This is a genomic window from Pseudomonas veronii (genome assembly GCF_002028325.1).
Lineage (GTDB): Bacteria > Pseudomonadota > Gammaproteobacteria > Pseudomonadales > Pseudomonadaceae > Aquipseudomonas > Aquipseudomonas veronii.
Genome location: NZ_CP018420.1, coordinates 5273337 through 5289991, shown reverse-complemented (window position 1 = coordinate 5289991; position 16655 = coordinate 5273337). Strand labels below are relative to the sequence as shown.

Annotated in this window: 14 protein-coding genes; 11 read left to right on the top strand and 3 right to left on the bottom strand. The window is 62.4% G+C overall.

From position 1 onward, the window contains the following. Positions 1–9: 9 nt before the first annotated feature. A complete protein-coding gene (locus tag PverR02_RS24095) occupies positions 10–1008 on the bottom strand; it encodes an AraC family transcriptional regulator (RefSeq protein ID WP_079444539.1) in 999 nt (332 codons plus the stop codon). A 339-nt stretch (positions 1009–1347) separates the two neighbouring features. Here PverR02_RS24095 and PverR02_RS24090 point away from each other — a divergent pair, with 339 nt between their 5' ends. The 5 genes from PverR02_RS24090 (at position 1348) to PverR02_RS24070 (ending at position 7288) form a co-directional block, all read left to right on the top strand. Next, positions 1348–2679: a dicarboxylate/amino acid:cation symporter gene (locus PverR02_RS24090; RefSeq protein ID WP_079444538.1), complete on the top strand. Its 1332-nt coding sequence runs from the start codon at positions 1348–1350 to the stop codon at positions 2677–2679. Between the two features lie 253 nt (positions 2680–2932). Beyond that, the gene (locus PverR02_RS24085) at positions 2933–3403 is read left to right on the top strand and encodes a (2Fe-2S)-binding protein (RefSeq protein ID WP_046382354.1); all 471 of its coding nucleotides are present in this window, start codon (positions 2933–2935) and stop codon (positions 3401–3403) included. Beyond that, positions 3400–5721: a xanthine dehydrogenase family protein molybdopterin-binding subunit gene (locus PverR02_RS24080; protein ID WP_079444537.1), complete on the top strand. Its 2322-nt coding sequence runs from the start codon at positions 3400–3402 to the stop codon at positions 5719–5721. Before PverR02_RS24085 ends, PverR02_RS24080 begins: the two co-directional genes overlap by 4 nt. Next, positions 5721–6707: an XdhC family protein gene (locus PverR02_RS24075; protein WP_046489265.1), complete on the top strand. Its 987-nt coding sequence runs from the start codon at positions 5721–5723 to the stop codon at positions 6705–6707. The genes PverR02_RS24080 and PverR02_RS24075 overlap by 1 nt, the downstream gene beginning before the upstream one ends. Next, entirely contained in the window at positions 6704–7288 is a 585-nt protein-coding gene (locus tag PverR02_RS24070) for a nucleotidyltransferase family protein (protein ID WP_046382357.1), read from the top strand. Before PverR02_RS24075 ends, PverR02_RS24070 begins: the two co-directional genes overlap by 4 nt. Before the next feature lie 176 nt (positions 7289–7464). Here PverR02_RS24070 and rne read toward each other — a convergent pair whose 3' ends face one another. Beyond that, positions 7465–10665: a ribonuclease E gene (gene rne / locus PverR02_RS24065; protein ID WP_079444536.1), complete on the bottom strand. Its 3201-nt coding sequence runs from the start codon at positions 10663–10665 to the stop codon at positions 7465–7467. A 768-nt stretch (positions 10666–11433) separates the two neighbouring features. Between rne and rluC the strand changes: the two genes are divergently transcribed. From rluC to sppA, 3 genes are read left to right on the top strand one after another with little or no spacing between them, the layout of a single operon-like run. Continuing rightward, positions 11434–12393 carry a 23S rRNA pseudouridine(955/2504/2580) synthase RluC gene (gene rluC / locus PverR02_RS24055; protein ID WP_046382359.1) on the top strand — a complete coding sequence of 320 codons (960 nt, stop codon included), beginning with the start codon at positions 11434–11436 and terminating at the stop codon, positions 12391–12393. After that, positions 12380–13042 (top strand): HAD-IA family hydrolase, encoded by a 663-nt coding sequence (locus PverR02_RS24050; protein ID WP_079444534.1) that lies wholly within the window; start codon positions 12380–12382, stop codon positions 13040–13042. The genes rluC and PverR02_RS24050 overlap by 14 nt, the downstream gene beginning before the upstream one ends. Before the next feature lie 21 nt (positions 13043–13063). Beyond that, positions 13064–14047, top strand: a complete 984-nt coding sequence (gene sppA / locus PverR02_RS24045) for a signal peptide peptidase SppA (RefSeq protein ID WP_046382361.1) — start codon at positions 13064–13066, stop codon at positions 14045–14047. A 130-nt stretch (positions 14048–14177) separates the two neighbouring features. On the opposite strand, the gene PverR02_RS24040 is transcribed toward sppA, so the two are convergent. Then, the gene (locus tag PverR02_RS24040) at positions 14178–14756 is read right to left on the bottom strand and encodes a Maf family protein (RefSeq protein ID WP_079444533.1); all 579 of its coding nucleotides are present in this window, start codon (positions 14754–14756) and stop codon (positions 14178–14180) included. Between the two features lie 105 nt (positions 14757–14861). Here PverR02_RS24040 and PverR02_RS24035 point away from each other — a divergent pair, with 105 nt between their 5' ends. The 3 genes from PverR02_RS24035 to plsX are packed head-to-tail and all read left to right on the top strand — an operon-like array spanning position 14862 to position 16603. Continuing rightward, positions 14862–15392, top strand: coding sequence for a YceD family protein (locus tag PverR02_RS24035; RefSeq protein ID WP_027607804.1), 531 nt, complete (start codon positions 14862–14864; stop codon positions 15390–15392). Positions 15393–15405: 13 nt separating this feature from the next. Continuing rightward, on the top strand, positions 15406–15588 hold the full coding sequence (gene rpmF, locus PverR02_RS24030) for a 50S ribosomal protein L32 (protein WP_008152339.1): 183 nt from the start codon (positions 15406–15408) through the stop codon (positions 15586–15588). Between the two features lie 4 nt (positions 15589–15592). Beyond that, on the top strand, positions 15593–16603 hold the full coding sequence (gene plsX / locus PverR02_RS24025; protein ID WP_079444532.1) for a phosphate acyltransferase PlsX: 1011 nt from the start codon (positions 15593–15595) through the stop codon (positions 16601–16603). Positions 16604–16655 lie beyond the last annotated feature (52 nt).

The window sequence follows — 16655 nt, the reverse complement described above, 5'->3', positions numbered from 1 at the left end:
GGCGCCTGCCTAACTCTCCTGTGCCCGATAAGCCCCCGGCGTCAATCCCGTCCACTTCTTGAACGCCCGATGAAACGCCGACGGCTCGGAGAACCCGAGCTGTTCGGCAATTTCCTGCAATGACAGATCCGCGCGTCCCAGGTGGTAAATGGCGATGTCCCGCCGCAGCTCATCCTTGAGCGCTTGAAAACTGCTGCCTTCTTCACGCAGATGTCGGCGCAGGGTCTGCGGGCTGATGTGCAGGTGCTGGGCAACGGCGTCCAGGTCCGGCCAGGGTGTGCGGTCACGGCTGAGCAGGCGGCGGATCTGGCTGCTCAAACTGTCGCCCTCATCGGGCCGCGACAACAAGTCGGCGGGGGAGCGCTGCAGGAAATGCTTGAGGGTGCGCTCGTCCTGCAGCAGCGGCAGGCTCAAGTAACGGGCAGGAAACACCAGGCTGCTGTTCGGTGCGCCGAACACCTGCGGGCAGGGAAACAACAGGTCGTATTCGCTGGCGTGGGCCGGCATCGGGTAGCTGAATGTGGCCTGCTGCAGGCGGATGCGCTGGCCGATCAACCAACTGCCGAGGCGATGCCAGATCAGCAGCAGGGATTCGCTGAGAAAGTGATCCGGGTCTCCGAGTTGGGAATCGTCCAGGCTCAAGCGGGCCATTTCGCCTTCCCGTGTCAGCTGCCAACGCGGACCTTGTGGGAATAGGCTGTAAAACAACAAGCCGCGTTCGAGTGCCTTCTCCAGGGTACGGCAATGGATCAGCGCGTGGCACATCATGGCGAACGTGCCGCGCTTGCTCGGACCTTCGGCAAAGCCCAGGTATTCGTCGTCCAGCGCGAGCCAGAGCATTTGCAACAGCCGGGTAAATTGTTCCGGGGCGATGCGGGCGCGGGGTTCGTTCAGCAGTTCCGGGGTGATGCCCACCTGCTGCAACAGGCCCGAGTAGTCGTAGCCGGCCCGGCGCGCACCGCCGAGGGCCGCTCGGGCGTAGTGACTGGCGATGGTACGTTCGCGCATGCAAGGGCCTCGTCCATGGAAGGGCGGATGGTAGCCATCACCCGCTACAGCGACAAGGCGGATATCCGCCAAATTGTAGGACGAGACACGGCGAGTTGGCGGAAACCCGCCATGCAATGGACGGCGCTCAGGCGCGCCTTGATCCCTCCAGCCCTGATGTCTAAGGGGCTTCAGGCCGTTTCAGCAAAGTGGCACGACGTTTGCGATAAGGATTACAGCGCAGGCTTGGTCCTACAGGTCTCGCAAACAACAAATCCCTCCAGTGCAGGAGGGTTCGCAATTCAAGTGCCGTGGGCAATGGCGGATATTTGCCACACGGGACGATTGAGGAACTTTGCAATGACGACTCGTCAGCCACTGTACAAATCCCTGTATTTCCAGGTGATCGTTGCCATCGTTATCGGTATTTTGCTCGGTCACTTCTACCCGCAGACCGGTGTGGCGCTCAAGCCGCTGGGTGACGGGTTCATCAAACTGATCAAAATGGTCATCGCCCCGATCATCTTCTGCACCGTTGTCAGCGGCATCGCTGGCATGCAGAGCATGAAATCGGTCGGCAAAACCGGCGGCTACGCGCTGCTGTACTTCGAAGTCGTGTCCTCCATCGCCCTGCTGATCGGCCTGTTCGTGGTGAACGTTGTGCAGCCGGGCGCCGGCATGCACATCGACGTGGCCACCCTGGACGCATCCAAAGTGGCGGCCTACGTGACAGCTGGTAAAGACCAGAGCATCGTAGGGTTTATCCTCAATGTGATTCCAAACACCATCGTCGGCGCATTCGCCAACGGTGACATCCTGCAAGTGCTGATGTTCTCGGTGATCTTCGGTTTCGCCCTGCATCGCCTGGGTGCCTACGGCAAGCCGGTGCTGGACTTCATCGATCGCTTCGCCCACGTGATGTTCAACATCATCAACATGATCATGAAGCTCGCGCCAATCGGTGCCCTCGGCGCCATGGCGTTCACCATCGGTGCCTATGGTGTCGGCTCGCTGGTGCAACTGGGCCAGTTGATGATCTGCTTCTACATCACCTGCGTCCTGTTCGTGGTGGTGGTGCTCGGCGCCATCTGCCGCGCGCACGGCTTCAGCGTGCTGAAACTGATCCGCTACATCCGTGAAGAGCTGTTGATCGTTCTGGGTACGTCCTCGTCTGAATCGGCACTGCCACGCATGCTGATCAAGATGGAGCGTCTGGGCGCGAAGAAATCCGTGGTTGGCCTGGTGATCCCGACCGGCTACTCGTTCAACCTCGACGGTACGTCGATCTACCTGACCATGGCTGCCGTGTTCATCGCCCAGGCGACTGACACGCACATGGACATCACCCATCAGATCACGTTGTTGCTGGTGCTGCTGCTGTCCTCCAAAGGTGCTGCAGGCGTGACCGGCAGTGGTTTCATCGTGCTGGCCGCGACCCTGTCGGCCGTGGGTCACCTGCCGGTTGCCGGCCTGGCGCTGATCCTCGGTATCGACCGCTTCATGTCCGAAGCCCGTGCGCTGACCAACCTGGTCGGTAACGCCGTGGCGACCCTGGTTGTCGCCAAGTGGGTCAAGGAGCTGGACGAAGACACGCTGCAAGTCGAGCTGGCTTCCGGTGGTCGTGGGATCTCCGACACCCGTGAAGAAGATGACCTGGGCGTGGCCGAAGGCCCTGCGCCGGTGGTCAAGTAACCCGCTGATGGCGTGAACTGACGCCCACAGCAATCCGCAAACGCCCCGACTGGTTCGGGGCGTTTGCGTTTCTGCGCGGCCAAATTCGAATTTTTTGGTTTACAGTTAGTCAATGCTCCATCAAAGGCCCGGTGAAGATCCGTCTTCGCAAGAGAGCCTCCTCAGCCTGAGCCCATCTGCGTGCACCCGAACCAGCGATACCTTTCGCAGCAGATGGCTCGCCCCTAAATGCAAAAAAAGGCGGGCGTGCCCAATGATTACCCTGAAACTCAACGGTCAAGACCATCAACTGGACGTCACCGAGGATATGCCGCTGTTGTGGGCGATTCGCGATGTGGCGGGTTACAACGGCACCAAATTCGGCTGCGGCATGGGCCTGTGCGGCGCGTGCACCATTCATATCGACGGCGCCCCGGCGCGCAGTTGCATCACTCCGATCGGCGCGGTCAAGGGCCAGGCCGTGAGCACCATCGACAACCTGCACACCGACCCCATCGGCCAGGTCGTGCAGCAAGCCTGGCTGGACAGTGCCGTGGCCCAGTGCGGTTACTGCCAGGGCGGGCAAATCATGTCGGCCACCGCGCTGCTGAAAACCAACCCCAACCCCAGCGACGAGCAGATCGAGGAGGCGATGGTCGGCAATATCTGCCGCTGCGGCACCTACAACCGCATCAAGACCGCGATCCGCCAGGCCTCGACACACCTGCAGGGGGCCAAGGCATGAACCGCTTACCCGCTGATTTCGTCCTCGATAACCTCAGCCGCCGCGGTTTCCTCAAGGGCGTCGGCGCCACCGGCGCGCTGGTGATCGCCGCCAGTTGGGGCCTGCCCGCAGCGTTTGCCGCCGATGCCGCCAAGAAGTATGGCGGCGATGCCATGCCCCATGGGCTGATCGATGACCCCAAGGTCTACGTCAGCATTGCCACCGACGGCACCGTGACAGTGATCTGCAACCGTTCGGAAATGGGCCAGGGCGTGCGTACCAGCCTGAGCCTGGTAGTCGCCGATGAGTTGGACGCCGATTGGGCCCACGTGCGCGTCCAGCAGGCGCCGGCTGACGAAGTGCGTTACGGCAACCAGGACACCGATGGCTCGCGCAGCATGCGCCACTGGTTCGAACCGATGCGGCGTTGCGGCGCGAGTGTGCGCGCGATGCTGGAACAGGCGGCTGCCGAACAGTGGAAGGTGCCGCTGGGCGAGTGCCGTGCGCAGCTGCATAAGGTGGTTCACCAGCCCAGCGGTCGCACCTTGGGCTATGGCGAGCTGGCCGCCGCTGCCGGAGCATTGGCGGTGCCGGCGCGCGACACGCTGCGCCTCAAGCAGCCGTCGGAGTTCCGCTACATCGGCAAAGAGGGCGTCAAGGCCATCGACGGCGCCGATATCGTCAACGGTCGCGCGGTCTACGGCGCGGACGTGCATTTCGACGGCATGCTCTACGCTACCATTGCACGGCCGACGGTGTATGGCGGCAAGGTCAAATCCTTCGATGCCAGTGCGGCGTTGAAGGTGCCAGGGGTGATCAGGGTCCTCGAAATCGAAAGCCGGCCTCTGCCCTCGGAGTTCCAGCCGCTGGGCGGCGTGGCCGTGGTGGCCAGCAACACATGGGCGGCGATCAAGGGCCGCGAAGCGCTGGCGATTGTCTGGGATGACGGCGTCAACGCCGGCTACAACTCGATCGATTACCGCAAGGAACTGGAAGCGGCCGCGCGGCAACCGGGCAAAGTGGTGCGCAACACCGGCACCCTCGAGCAGGCGATGAACGAGGCCGACAGCACTTTGGACGCCGCTTATTATTTGCCGCATCTGGCCCAGTCACCGATGGAACCGATGGTTGCCGTTGCCCGTTTCGACAAGGGCCAGTGCGAAGCCTGGGCCCCCAGCCAGGCGCCCCAGGTGACCCGTGAGCGCGTCGCCGAGCGCCTGGGCCTGCCTTTCGATAACGTGACGATCAATGTCACGCTGCTGGGCGGCGGTTTCGGTCGCAAGTCCAAGCCGGACTTCGTGGTCGAGGCGGCCATCCTCGCCAAGGAGTTCCCCGGCAAGGCCGTGCGCGTGCAGTGGACCCGTGAAGATGACATCCACAACTCCTACTTCCACACGGTTTCCGCCGAGTACCTCAAGGCCGGCCTGAACAAGGACGGCCTGCCTTCCGCCTGGCTGCACCGCACCGTCGCGCCGAGCATCACCGCGTTGTTTGCGCCGGGGATGAACCACGAGGCGGCGTTCGAGCTGGGCATGGGCTTTACCAACATGGCCTACGCGATTCCCAACGTGCGCCTGGAAAACCCCGAAGCCGCCGCCCACACCCGGGTTGGCTGGTGCCGCTCGGTGTCGAACATCCCGCATGGCTTTGCGATTCAGAGCTTTGTCGATGAGCTGGCGCACAAGGCCGGCCAGGACCCGTTGCAGTACCAACTCAAACTGCTTGGGCCGGACCGTCAGATCGATCCGAAAACCCTGAGCGATGAGTGGAACTACGGCGAATCCCCGGAGCGCTACCCGATCGATACCGCCCGCCTGCGCGGCGTCCTCGAAACCGCCGCCAAAGCCGCCGGCTGGGGGCGCACGCTACCCAAGGGGCGAGGCCTGGGGCTGGCGGTGCATTACAGTTTCGTCACCTATGTGGCGGCGGTGATCGAGGTGGAAGTCAAAGACGACGGCACGCTGATCGTCCACAAGGCGGATATCGCTGTGGACTGCGGCCCGCAGATCAACCCGGAACGCATTCGCTCGCAATTCGAAGGCGCCTGCGTGATGGGCCTGGGCAACGCGGTATTGGGCGAGATCAGCTTCAAGGACGGCAAGGTCCAGCAGGACAACTTCCATATGTATGAAGTGGCGCGCATGTCCCTGGCGCCCAAGGTTGTCGCGGTCCACCTGGTCACCCCACAGGGCGAGGTGCCGTTGGGCGGTGTCGGTGAGCCCGGCGTGCCGCCGATTGCGCCGGCGCTGTGCAATGCGATCTTTGCCGCCACCGGCAAGCGTATTCGCAACCTGCCCGTGCGTTATCAGTTGCAAGGCTGGCAGGAGGCGAAGGCTTGATGGACAGTGTGGATCTGAATGTCCTGCGCAGCGTGCTCGAATGGCGCCGCGCGGGGCAGCGGGTGGTGTTGTACAGCGTGGTCCAGACCTGGGGCAGCGCGCCGCGTCCGCCCGGGGCCATGCTGGCCTTGCGCGGCGACGGGGTGGTGATCGGCTCGGTGTCCGGCGGTTGCATTGAAGACGACTTGATTGCGCGTCTGCAGGATGGTCGGTTGGCGGACGACGGGCCCGCGGTGCAGTTGGTGACCTACGGCGTGACACGCGATGAAGCGGCGCGTTTCGGCCTGCCGTGCGGCGGCACCCTGCGCCTGACCGAAGAGCGCGTGACGGAGTGGCAGTGGGTGGCCGAGTTGCTGGCGCGCTGTGACGCCCATGAAATCGTCGCTCGGGAGCTGGACCTGGCCACCGGCGACGTGAGCTTGAGCCCCGCGAGCAAGACCGACGTGGTGAGCTTCGACGGCGAGCGCCTGCGCGCCATCTATGGCCCGCGCTGGCGCCTGCTGTTGATCGGCGCCGGGCAGTTGTCCCGCTACGTGGCGCAGATGGCGCGGTTGCTGGATTTCGAAGTGCTGATCTGCGACCCGCGTGAAGAGTTCGTGTATGGCTGGGAAGAACCGCACGGCCGCTTTGTGCCCGGCATGCCTGATGAAGCGGTGCTGAACATCCAGACCGACGAACGCACAGCCATCGTCTGCCTGACCCACGACCCGCGCCTGGACGATATGGCGTTGCTGACGGCACTGAACTCCAATGCGTTCTATATCGGCGCGCTGGGTTCGCGGGTCAACACGCGTAAACGCCGGGAAAACCTGGCGGCGCTGGGGTTGTCTGCGCAGGCGATCGCGCGGTTGCATGGGCCGATCGGTTTGCATATCGGCAGCCATACACCGGCGGAGATCGCGCTGTCGTTGCTGGCGGAAATTGTCGCGATCAAGAATGGCGTGGTGCCGCTGCAGAAAAAGCCGCTGTCGGTGCAGGTTGAATGACCGTCACGGTGATTGTGCTGGCGGCGGGGCAGGGCAGTCGTTTTCGCGCTGAAGCCGGGGCAGATCGGGATAAATTGCTGGCTGAGTGCGTCGGCCGGGACGCAGTGGTGCGGCCGGTGATCGAGCAGGTGCTGGTGAATTTGCCGGCGTGGGCGCTAAAGCGCGTGCTGGTGACGTCGCCCGAGCGGCTTGAAGTCATTCGTCTGGCGCAGGTCCATGGCTGCGAGGTAGTGCAGCTGTGCTCGGCCGGAATGGGCGACAGCATTGCGGCAGCGGTCGCGGCCAGTGCTTCCAGTGATGGCTGGCTGGTGGTGCTGGGTGATATGCCGTTCATCCTGCCGTCCAGCATTGAACGGGTGCTGGAGCACGTGGACAGCATCAACGTGCCGGTGCATGCCGGCCAATATGGGCATCCGGTTGCGTTTGGACGAGCGTTTGGGCCAGCGTTGATGGCGTTGACGGGCGATCGCGGGGCCAAGCCGCTGTTTGCCCAGGGGCAGGTGCGCGAGATCCAGGTAAACGATCCTGGCGTACTCTGGGATGTGGATCTGCCGCATCTGTTGGATTTCAAACCGCTCTGAAATGTGGGAGGGGGCTTGCCCCCGAATGCGGAGTGACAGGTTCAACATCTGTGCCTGTCCCTCCGCCATCGGGGGCAAGCCCCCTCTCACATTGAATCTTTGGTGTTTTCAGAATTTGTTGGCATAAAAAAGCCCCGCCTGAGTGATCAGGCGGGGCTTTTCAGTGGCTGATGGAATCAGACGAGGGGTTTAGGCTCGTGCTCTTCTTCCAGGGCCTTTGGGTGGTGCTCTGCCACTTCTTCAACGGAACGCGGGGTCTCGTCGACGATAGGGGCAGCGTGCTCGACCACTTCGGCGACAGCCGGTGCGGCAGCGGCAGCAGCGGCGGCCGCTTCGGCTTCCTTGCGACGACGGCGCACTTCACGTGGGTCGTTCGGCGCACGGCCGTTTTCGGTCAGGGCGCTGGCCGGTGCGGCTTCAACCACCGGGGCGGGGGCTTCGGCAACCACGGGCGCTTCAACCACGGGCGCAGGCTCGGCAACCACTACCGGAGCGGCTTCAACCACTTCGGCAACCGGGGCCGATGCGGCTTCTACCACGGGGGCAGGCGCTTCAACCGGGGCGGCAGGTTCGGCAGTCCACTGGAAGGCGGTCTGTTCTTCGCGAACTTCACGCACGGCCGGGGCGGCGGCTTCGACGACCGGAGCTTCTACAACAGCTTCAACCACTGGCTGTGGCTCAACCACCGGGGCAGGCTCGGCGGCAGCCACTTCTTCTTGCGGCTGGGCTTCGCGAACCGGCGCAACTTCCACTTCCGGAGCCGCGGGGGCTTCGATCGGGGTGGTTGCTTCTACGACCGGTGCTTCAACCACTGGGGTCTCGGCGACTGGCGCTTCTACCGCAACGGTTTCTTCGACGGCGGCAGTGGCGCGTTCAGCCTGCTCGTGAGCCTGGGCTTCGGCAGGTGCGCTGATGACCGAGCTGGCAACAGCGGCGGTAACGGCCAGGCCGGCAGCCAGTTCGGTGCTGGTTGATTCGCTGGTAGCGGCTTCTGCGTTCTCGCCGGCTTCTTCCGAACCTTCGATCACATTGCCGTTGGCGTCACGTTGACGCTCGCGACGGTTGCTGCGACGACGCTGGCCACGGGAGCGGCGGCGCGGACGATCGCCTTCGGCGTTGTCCTGGCCGTCTTCCTGCAGTTGCTCTTCGCCGGTCAGCACTTCTTCTTCGCTGGCGGCAGCCGCCTGCTCGGTACGTGGTTGACGTTCTTCACGCGGTGGGCGCGGTTGACGCTCTTCACGTGGCGCACGCTCTTCACGCGGCGGGCGAGCCGGGCGTTCTTCCTCGGTAGTGGCGGCAACAGCAGCGGCGGCAACGGCAACGGCTGGCGCAGCGTCCAGCGGCTCGCGCAGTTCACGCACACGTTCTTCACGCTCGCCACGCGGCTTGCGATCTTCACGCGGTGCGCGTGGTGGGCGTGGTGCGCGCTCTTCGCGCGGTGCGCGTTCTTCGCGGGCTACGACCGGGGTCTCTTCACGGGCTTCGCGAGGCGCACGCTCTTCACGGGGTGCGCGCTCTTCACGCGGGGCCCGTTCTTCGCGCGGCTTGCGCTCTTCGTCACGGCGACCGTTGCGGTTACGGCTCTGCTGGCGACCGTTGCGACGCTCTTCGTTACGCGCCGGACGCTCGGTGGCAGGTTTTTCGACCACCACCGGTGCCGCAGGCTCTTCCTTGCTGGCGAACAGGCTGACCAGCGATTTCACCAGGCCCTTGAACAGGCTTGGCTCAGGCAGGGCGGCCGGGGCTGCAACCGGGGCAGCCACTTCAACCGGAACCGGTGCGTTGGCACGCGCCGGAGCGGTCTTCACGGCGGCTTCCTGGCGAACCAGGGTGCGGGTCGCAGCGGCTGGCTGGACTTCTTCCACTTCGGCAGCGGCAGCGGCGATTTCGTAGCTGGACTGGCCGCTGTGGGCTTCCGGGCTGTCATCACGCAGGCGCTGCACTTCGAAGTGCGGCGTTTCGAGATGATCGTTCGGCAGGATGACGATACGGGCACGGGTGCGCAGTTCGATCTTGGTGATCGAGTTGCGTTTTTCGTTGAGCAGGAACGCGGCAACCGGGATCGGCACTTGTGCGCGGACTTCGGCGGTGCGGTCTTTCAGGGCTTCTTCTTCGATCAGGCGCAGGATCGCCAGGGACAGCGATTCAACGTCACGGATGATGCCGGTGCCGTTGCAACGCGGGCAGACAATGCCGCTGCTCTCGCCCAGGGACGGACGCAGGCGCTGACGGGACATTTCCAGCAGGCCGAAGCGCGAGATGCGGCCGACTTGCACGCGGGCACGGTCAGCTTCCAGGCATTCGCGGACTTTCTCTTCCACGGCGCGCTGGTTCTTGGCGGGGGTCATGTCGATGAAGTCGATCACGATCAGGCCGCCGATATCACGCAGGCGCAGCTGGCGGGCGATTTCTTCAGCCGCTTCCAGGTTGGTCTGCAGGGCGGTTTCTTCGATGTCGCTACCTTTCGTGGCGCGCGCCGAGTTGATGTCGATGGACACCAGGGCTTCGGTCGGGTCGATCACGATGGAGCCGCCGGAAGGCAGTTCGACCACGCGCTGGAAGGCGGTCTCGATCTGGCTTTCGATCTGGAAACGGTTGAACAGCGGAACGCTGTCTTCGTACAGCTTGATCTTGCTGGCGTACTGCGGCATCACCTGGCGGATGAAGGTCAGGGCTTCGTCCTGGGCTTCGACGCTGTCGATCAGCACTTCGCCGATGTCCTGGCGCAGGTAATCGCGGATGGCGCGGATGATCACGTTGCTTTCCTGGTAGATCAGGAACGGCGCGGAACGATCCAGGGACGCTTCTTTGATGGCGGTCCACAGTTGCAGCAGGTAGTCGAGGTCCCACTGCATTTCTTCGCTGCTGCGGCCCAGGCCGGCAGTGCGGACGATCAGGCCCATGTCGGCTGGAGCGACCAGGCCGTTCAGCGCTTCACGCAGTTCGTTGCGTTCTTCGCCTTCGATGCGACGGGAAATGCCGCCGGCACGCGGGTTGTTCGGCATCAGTACGAGGTAACGACCGGCCAGGCTGATGAAGGTGGTCAGGGCGGCGCCCTTGTTGCCACGTTCTTCTTTTTCGACCTGGACGATGACTTCCTGGCCTTCGCTCAGGACGTCCTTGATGTTCACGCGGCCTTCGGGGGCTTTCTTGAAGTATTCGCGGGAGATTTCTTTGAGGGGCAGGAAGCCGTGGCGCTCGGAGCCGAAATCGACAAAGGCAGCCTCAAGGCTTGGTTCGATGCGAGTAATACGGCCTTTATAGATGTTGGCCTTCTTCTGCTCGCGTGCGCCGGACTCGATGTCCAGGTCGTAAAGGCGTTGGCCATCTACCAGCGCAACACGCAACTCTTCGGGTTGAGTTGCGTTAATCAGCATTCTTTTCATGTTGTACCGTCGGTTTCCGGGCTGCCGGAAACGGCGTTCGGCACACACGACTTCTCACGGTCGGTGTCAGGTGCGTCAAGAGTGGTTGGCCACTCCAGTGTCCAGCAATAACCGGCGAATTGGGCTGGTATCGCGACGGACGCGTCCTGCTTGTTAGCGGTGGTGACAAAGGCACCACTTCAACAAAAGCTAAGGTCAGGAGGAGGAATCAACCGGCGACTGTGGACGAGATGAAGCGTCTATATATAAGCCTAGTGCTACACGGTCCGACGGTTGTGCATCTCCACCCTACACGTATCCCTGATAATTCGGGTGCTGCCGCGCGCAGAATCCGCAGCGGGTTGGCATTTACCGTGTTCTCCAATGGGGAGTCCACGCTCATGGCTAAACAAGACCAAGTGTGGGCGATTGCGCTCTCACTCGGCTCTTAACAGGCGTTGTTTCCGAAGCATTCGCCATGGTGTGTCCCAAGACTGACTGCACTTTGTGAACTGGCCGTAAATATCGGCGCAAAATGCGAGTATTCACTCTGCTTTCTGCACTCGCTTCAGGCCTCATGTCACCTGCGCTTGTTACAATCTCGGGCTTTCCAAGGTAACGAAAGCCCCGTAGGACGGCCTCGCGTCCTGATGAATTGCGAAGGTCAGGGCCGGCAATTTGCCGCAAGTCCTCTGTCCAGGCCGCTTTTGGCGGCGTTCGCGACTATAGCAGTAATGATTAAGTGCTTCAATTCCATAAAAAATTGTTATCATCGCCGACATGACGACTACCGCCCCCCAGACCCCCAGCGTCCAGCTGCTCGAGGTCTCGCCGGAATATGCCGGCCAACGCATCGACAATTTTCTCCTGGCCAGGCTCAAAGGCGTGCCCAAGACCTTGATCTACCGCATTTTGCGTAAAGGCGAAGTGCGCGTGAACAAGGGTCGCATCAAGCCCGAGTACAAGCTGCAGGCGGGCGATATCGTCCGGGTGCCGCCGGTGCGCGTGCCTGAGCGCGACGAACCTGTGCCGCTGGCCCAGGGTCTGTTGCAGCGCCTTGAAGCGTCGATTGTCTACGAAGACAGCAAGCTGATCGTGATCAACAAGCCCTGCGGCATTGCGGTTCACGGCGGCAGCGGCCTGAGTTTCGGCGTGATCGAAGCCTTTCGTCAGTTGCGTCCGGATGCCAAGGAGCTGGAGCTGGTCCATCGCCTCGACCGCGACACCTCCGGCCTGCTCATGATCGCCAAGAAGCGCAGCATGTTGCGCCACCTGCACACCGCCCTGCGCGGCGATGGCGTGGACAAGCGCTACATGGCGCTGGTGCGCGGCAACTGGGCCAGCTCGATCAAGAGCGTGCGCGCGCCGTTGCAGAAGAGCAACCTGCGCTCCGGCGAGCGCATGGTCGAAGTGGACGAGGAGGGCAAAGAAGCCCTGACCCTGTTCAAGGTGCTGCGCCGCTTCGGCGACTTCGCCACCCTGGTCGAGGCCAAGCCGGTCACCGGGCGCACTCACCAGATTCGCGTGCACACCCTGCATGCGGGCCACTGCATTGCCGGTGACACCAAGTATGGCGACGAGGCGTTCTCCAAGGAGATTCGCGACCTGGGCGGCAAACGCCTGTTCCTACACGCCTACATGCTCACCGTACCGCTGCCCGATGGTGGCGAATTGAAATTGCAGGCGCCGGTCGATGAGATGTGGGCCAAGACCGTGGAGCGTTTGAGTGCCGCACCTTGACTACAAACTGCTGATTTTCGATTGGGACGGCACGCTGGCCAACTCCATTGGCCGTATCGTCGAGGCCATGCACATGGCCTCGACGCGTTCTGGCTTCGAGCTGTGTAGCGATCTGGCGGTCAAGGGCATTATCGGCCTGGGGTTGCCTGAGGCGATTCGCACCTTGTACCCGCACATCGCTGACGCTGAATTGGTCGCGTTCCGCGAGCATTATGCCGATCACTACATTGCGCTGGAGGCCGAGCCTTCGCCGCTGTTTGATGGCGTGGTGCAGTCCCTGGAAGCGTTCCGCGCCGAGGGTTATCAGCTGGCGGTCGCCACCGGCAAGGCCCGCCGCGGCCTGGACCGGGTGCTCAAGGCCCACGGCTGGGAAGACTATTTCGACGTTACCCGCGCAGCGGACGAAACCGCCAGCAAGCCCCATCCGCTGATGCTTGAGCAGATCCTCGCCCATTGCGGCGTGTCGCCACGCCAGGCGTTGATGGTCGGCGACGCGTCCTTCGACCTGATGATGGCGCGCAATGCCGGCATGGACAGCGTGGCGGTCAGCTACGGTGCACAGGCTGCCGAGGTGCTGCAGGCATACGAGCCCAGGCTGACGATCGATCATTTTTCTGAATTGCAGGCCTGGCTCAGCCGGGCCCACTGAGTCTTTGCTGGGGTAGATGGCATGAGTGATGAGTGGAAAGCGCCCGAAAAGGCCGACAGCAGTGACGACAAGAGTTGGAAGCTGCTGGAGAAGACCCTTCTGGCCAGCGTGCAAGAGCAGCGTCGTTCGCGGCGCTGGGGGATTTTCTTCAAGCTGCTGACCTTTGTTTACCTGCTCGGCATGCTGGTGCTGTTCAGCCCGCTGGTGGACATGGAAAAAACCGCGACCCGTGGCTCCAGCTATACCGCCTTGATCGAAGTGCGCGGGGTGATTGCCGACAAGGAGTCCGCCAGCGCCGACAATATCGTCACCAGTCTGCGCACCGCGTTCGAAGACCCCAAGGTCAAGGGCGTGATCCTGCGCATCAACAGCCCAGGCGGCAGCCCGGTGCAATCGGGCTACGTGTATGACGAAATTCGCCGCCTGCGCGCGCTGCATCCGCAGATCAAGCTGTACGCGGTGATCTCCGACCTGGGCGCCTCGGGTGCGTATTACATCGCCAGTGCCGCTGACCAGATCTACGCCGACAAGGCCAGCCTGGTGGGTTCCATTGGCGTCACGGCGGCCGGTTACGGCTTTGTCGGCACCATGGAGAAGCTCGGTGTGGAGCGTCGCACCTACACCTCGGGCGAGCATAAGGCGTTCCTCGACCCGTTCCAGCCGCAAAAGGCCGATGAAACCCAGTTCTGGCAGAGCGTGCTCGACACCACTCATCGCCAGTTCATTGCCAGCGTCAAGCAAGGGCGCGGTGATCGTTTGAAGGACAAGGACCATCCGGAGCTGTTCTCCGGGCTGGTCTGGTCTGGCGAGCAGGCCTTGCCGCTGGGCTTGATCGATGGTCTGGGCAGTGCCAGTTCGGTGGCGCGGGACGTGATTGGTGAAAAGGAACTGGTGGACTTCACCGTTCAGGAGTCGCCGTTTGACCGTTTCTCCAAGAAGCTCGGCGCCAGCGTGGCGGAGAAGTTGGCCTTGTACATGGGCTTCCAGGGCCCGACCCTGCGCTGAGATCCCAAGGTCTGCGTAGATAAATGTGGGAGGGAGCTTGCTCCCGATAGCAGTGGATCAGCCAGCTTATCTGTAGCTGACCCGCCGCAATCGGGAGCAAGCCCCCTCCCACATTTGGTTTTGCGCTGGTTTAAGGGATTTGCACGCCCTCGGCCAGCAGCATATCCACTAGGCGAATCAGCGGTAAGCCGACAAGGCTGGTCGCATCCGGGCCTTCGGTGCTTTGAAACAGGCTCACGCCCAGCCCTTCGGCCTTGAAACTGCCCGCGCAGTCATAGGGCTGCTCGACCCGCAGGTAGCGCTCGACCCGCTCCGCGTCCAGCACGCGCATGTGTACGGTGAACGGCACGCAGTCGACCTGGCAGTGCCCGGTCTCGCTGTTCAGCAGCGCCAGCCCGGTGAGGAAGCTGACACGCTTGCCGCTGGCCGCCAGCAGTTGCTCGCGGGCGTTCTCGAAGGTGTGGGGTTTGCCGATGATCCGGCCTTCGAGTGCGGCGACCTGATCGGAGCCGATGATCAGGTGCCCTGGATGGCGGGCGGCGAGGGCGCGGGCTTTCTCTTCGGCCAGGCGCTTGACCAGTTCGACGGCTGACTCATTTGCGCGGTGGCTTTCATCGATATCCGGCGAGCTGCAGATGAACGGTAAGTGCAGGCGGCTCAGCAATTCCCGGCGATAGACCGAGCTGGATGCGAGTAATAAAGGCAGCATGGGCGTCTCCTCAGGGCGACCGGGGATTCTAGCGGGACGACCGGCTGACGCACAGGGCTGAATTTCCTTTGACATGGCTGGGGGCATCCCTATAATGCTGCGCCTATGTTGAATGACCCGATTCCACCTCACGTTGACCCGCGCAAATTGGCTGATCGTGGCACTTCCCTTCAAGGTGAATTGCTGCTGGCCGATTTGGAGAGACTCTGCGACCCGCTTTCCGACACTGTCGGTACGGTGCAGGCCAAATTCGTTTTTGAACGAGATGAACGTAAATCTGTGGTTATTCACAGCTTTATCGACACCGAGGTCAAAATGGTTTGCCAGCGTTGTCTTGAGCTGGTCACCCTGCCGATTCACAGCGAATGCAGTTACGCTGTGGTAAAGGAGGGTGCGAATACCCAGTCGTTGCCGAAAGGTTATGACGTGCTGGAACTGGGCGAAGATCCTTTGGATCTGCATGCACTGATCGAGGAGGAGCTTTTGCTCGCCTTGCCCATTGTGCCTGCTCATCATCCGGAAGAATGCCAGCAGCCGGCGGGCCTCGATGACGAGTCCGAACCGAGCGAGGACGAGGTAACGCGGTCCAACCCGTTCAGTGTATTGGCGCAGTTAAAGCGTGACCCAAACGTTTAGGAGTTAATCAATTATGGCTGTTCAGCAGAACAAAAAATCCCGCTCTGCCCGTGACATGCGTCGTTCGCACGACGCCCTGACGGCAAGCACTCTGTCTGTAGAAAAAACCACCGGTGAAATTCACCTGCGTCACCACGTATCGCCAGAAGGCGTATACCGTGGCCGTAAAGTGATCGACAAGGGCGCTGACGAGTAATCACTTGTCTGCTCAAGTCATCGCGATTGACGCAATGGGCGGGGACTTCGGTCCCCGCAGCATTGTTCAGGCTTGTATTGCCAGCCTGTCTGCTACGCCCTCGCTGCACCTGACCCTCGTCGGTCAACCTTCCCTTCTTGAAGAACTGATTGCCAGCCATCCGGCGGTGGATCGCGCGCGCCTGACGATTACGCCCGCCAGCGAAGCCATCGGCATGGATGAAAAACCGGCGGTAGCCCTGCGTGGCAAGCCCGACTCTTCAATGCGGGTCGCCCTTGAGTTGTTGCGTGATGGCAAGGTGCAAGCCTGTGTCAGTGCCGGCAATACGGGCGCGCTGATGGCGTTGTCGCGGCATGTGCTCAAGACCTTGCCGGGGATCGACCGGCCGGCGATAGTCGCGGCGATACCGACGCAGACAGGCTATTGCCAGTTGCTCGACCTGGGCGCGAATGTCGATTGCAGTGCCGAGCATCTGTTCCAGTTCGCCGTGATGGGCTCGGTGGCTGCCGAGGCGTTGGGTGTGGCTCGTCCGCGCGTGGCCTTGCTGAATATCGGCATCGAAGACATCAAGGGCAACCAGCAGGTCAAGCTCGCCGCCGCTTTGCTGCAAGGCGCGCGGGGGTTGAACTACATCGGCTTTGTCGAAGGCGACGGTTTGTATCGCGGCGAGGCGGATGTGGTGGTGTGCGACGGGTTTGTCGGCAATATCCTGCTTAAATCCAGCGAAGGCCTGGCGACCATGATTGCCACGCGGATCGAGGCCTTGTTCAAGCGCAACCTGGCGACACGCCTGGTCGGCGCCCTGGCGTTGCCGCTGATGCGCCGCCTGCAGGAGGACTTGGCCCCGGCGCGGCATAATGGCGCAAGCTTTCTCGGCTTGCAGGGCATCGTGGTGAAAAGCCATGGCTCGGCGGGGGTGGAAGGCTTTCAGAGTGCGATTGCACGGGCGTTGATCGAGATCCAGGAAAATCTGCCGCGACGCTTGCACGGCCGCCTGGAAGATCTGTTGCCTTAGGCGAATCGGCCCGGGAATGCTTAAATGTGACCGGCCGGTTCAATTGACCATC

What these genes read in the sequence shown, in the direction of transcription:
- PverR02_RS24095 (WP_079444539.1), bottom strand. Translation starts at nt 1,008, where the DNA reads ATGCGCGAACGTACCATCGCCAGTCACTACGCCCGAGCGGCCCTCGGC.
- PverR02_RS24090 (WP_079444538.1), top strand. Translation starts at nt 1,348, where the DNA reads ATGACGACTCGTCAGCCACTGTACAAATCCCTGTATTTCCAGGTGATC.
- PverR02_RS24085 (WP_046382354.1), top strand. Translation starts at nt 2,933, where the DNA reads ATGATTACCCTGAAACTCAACGGTCAAGACCATCAACTGGACGTCACC.
- PverR02_RS24080 (WP_079444537.1), top strand. Translation starts at nt 3,400, where the DNA reads ATGAACCGCTTACCCGCTGATTTCGTCCTCGATAACCTCAGCCGCCGC.
- PverR02_RS24075 (WP_046489265.1), top strand. Translation starts at nt 5,721, where the DNA reads ATGGACAGTGTGGATCTGAATGTCCTGCGCAGCGTGCTCGAATGGCGC.
- PverR02_RS24070 (WP_046382357.1), top strand. Translation starts at nt 6,704, where the DNA reads ATGACCGTCACGGTGATTGTGCTGGCGGCGGGGCAGGGCAGTCGTTTT.
- rne (WP_079444536.1), bottom strand. Translation starts at nt 10,665, where the DNA reads ATGCTGATTAACGCAACTCAACCCGAAGAGTTGCGTGTTGCGCTGGTA.
- rluC (WP_046382359.1), top strand. Translation starts at nt 11,434, where the DNA reads ATGACGACTACCGCCCCCCAGACCCCCAGCGTCCAGCTGCTCGAGGTC.
- sppA (WP_046382361.1), top strand. Translation starts at nt 13,064, where the DNA reads ATGAGTGATGAGTGGAAAGCGCCCGAAAAGGCCGACAGCAGTGACGAC.
- PverR02_RS24040 (WP_079444533.1), bottom strand. Translation starts at nt 14,756, where the DNA reads ATGCTGCCTTTATTACTCGCATCCAGCTCGGTCTATCGCCGGGAATTG.
- PverR02_RS24035 (WP_027607804.1), top strand. Translation starts at nt 14,862, where the DNA reads ATGTTGAATGACCCGATTCCACCTCACGTTGACCCGCGCAAATTGGCT.
- rpmF (WP_008152339.1), top strand. Translation starts at nt 15,406, where the DNA reads ATGGCTGTTCAGCAGAACAAAAAATCCCGCTCTGCCCGTGACATGCGT.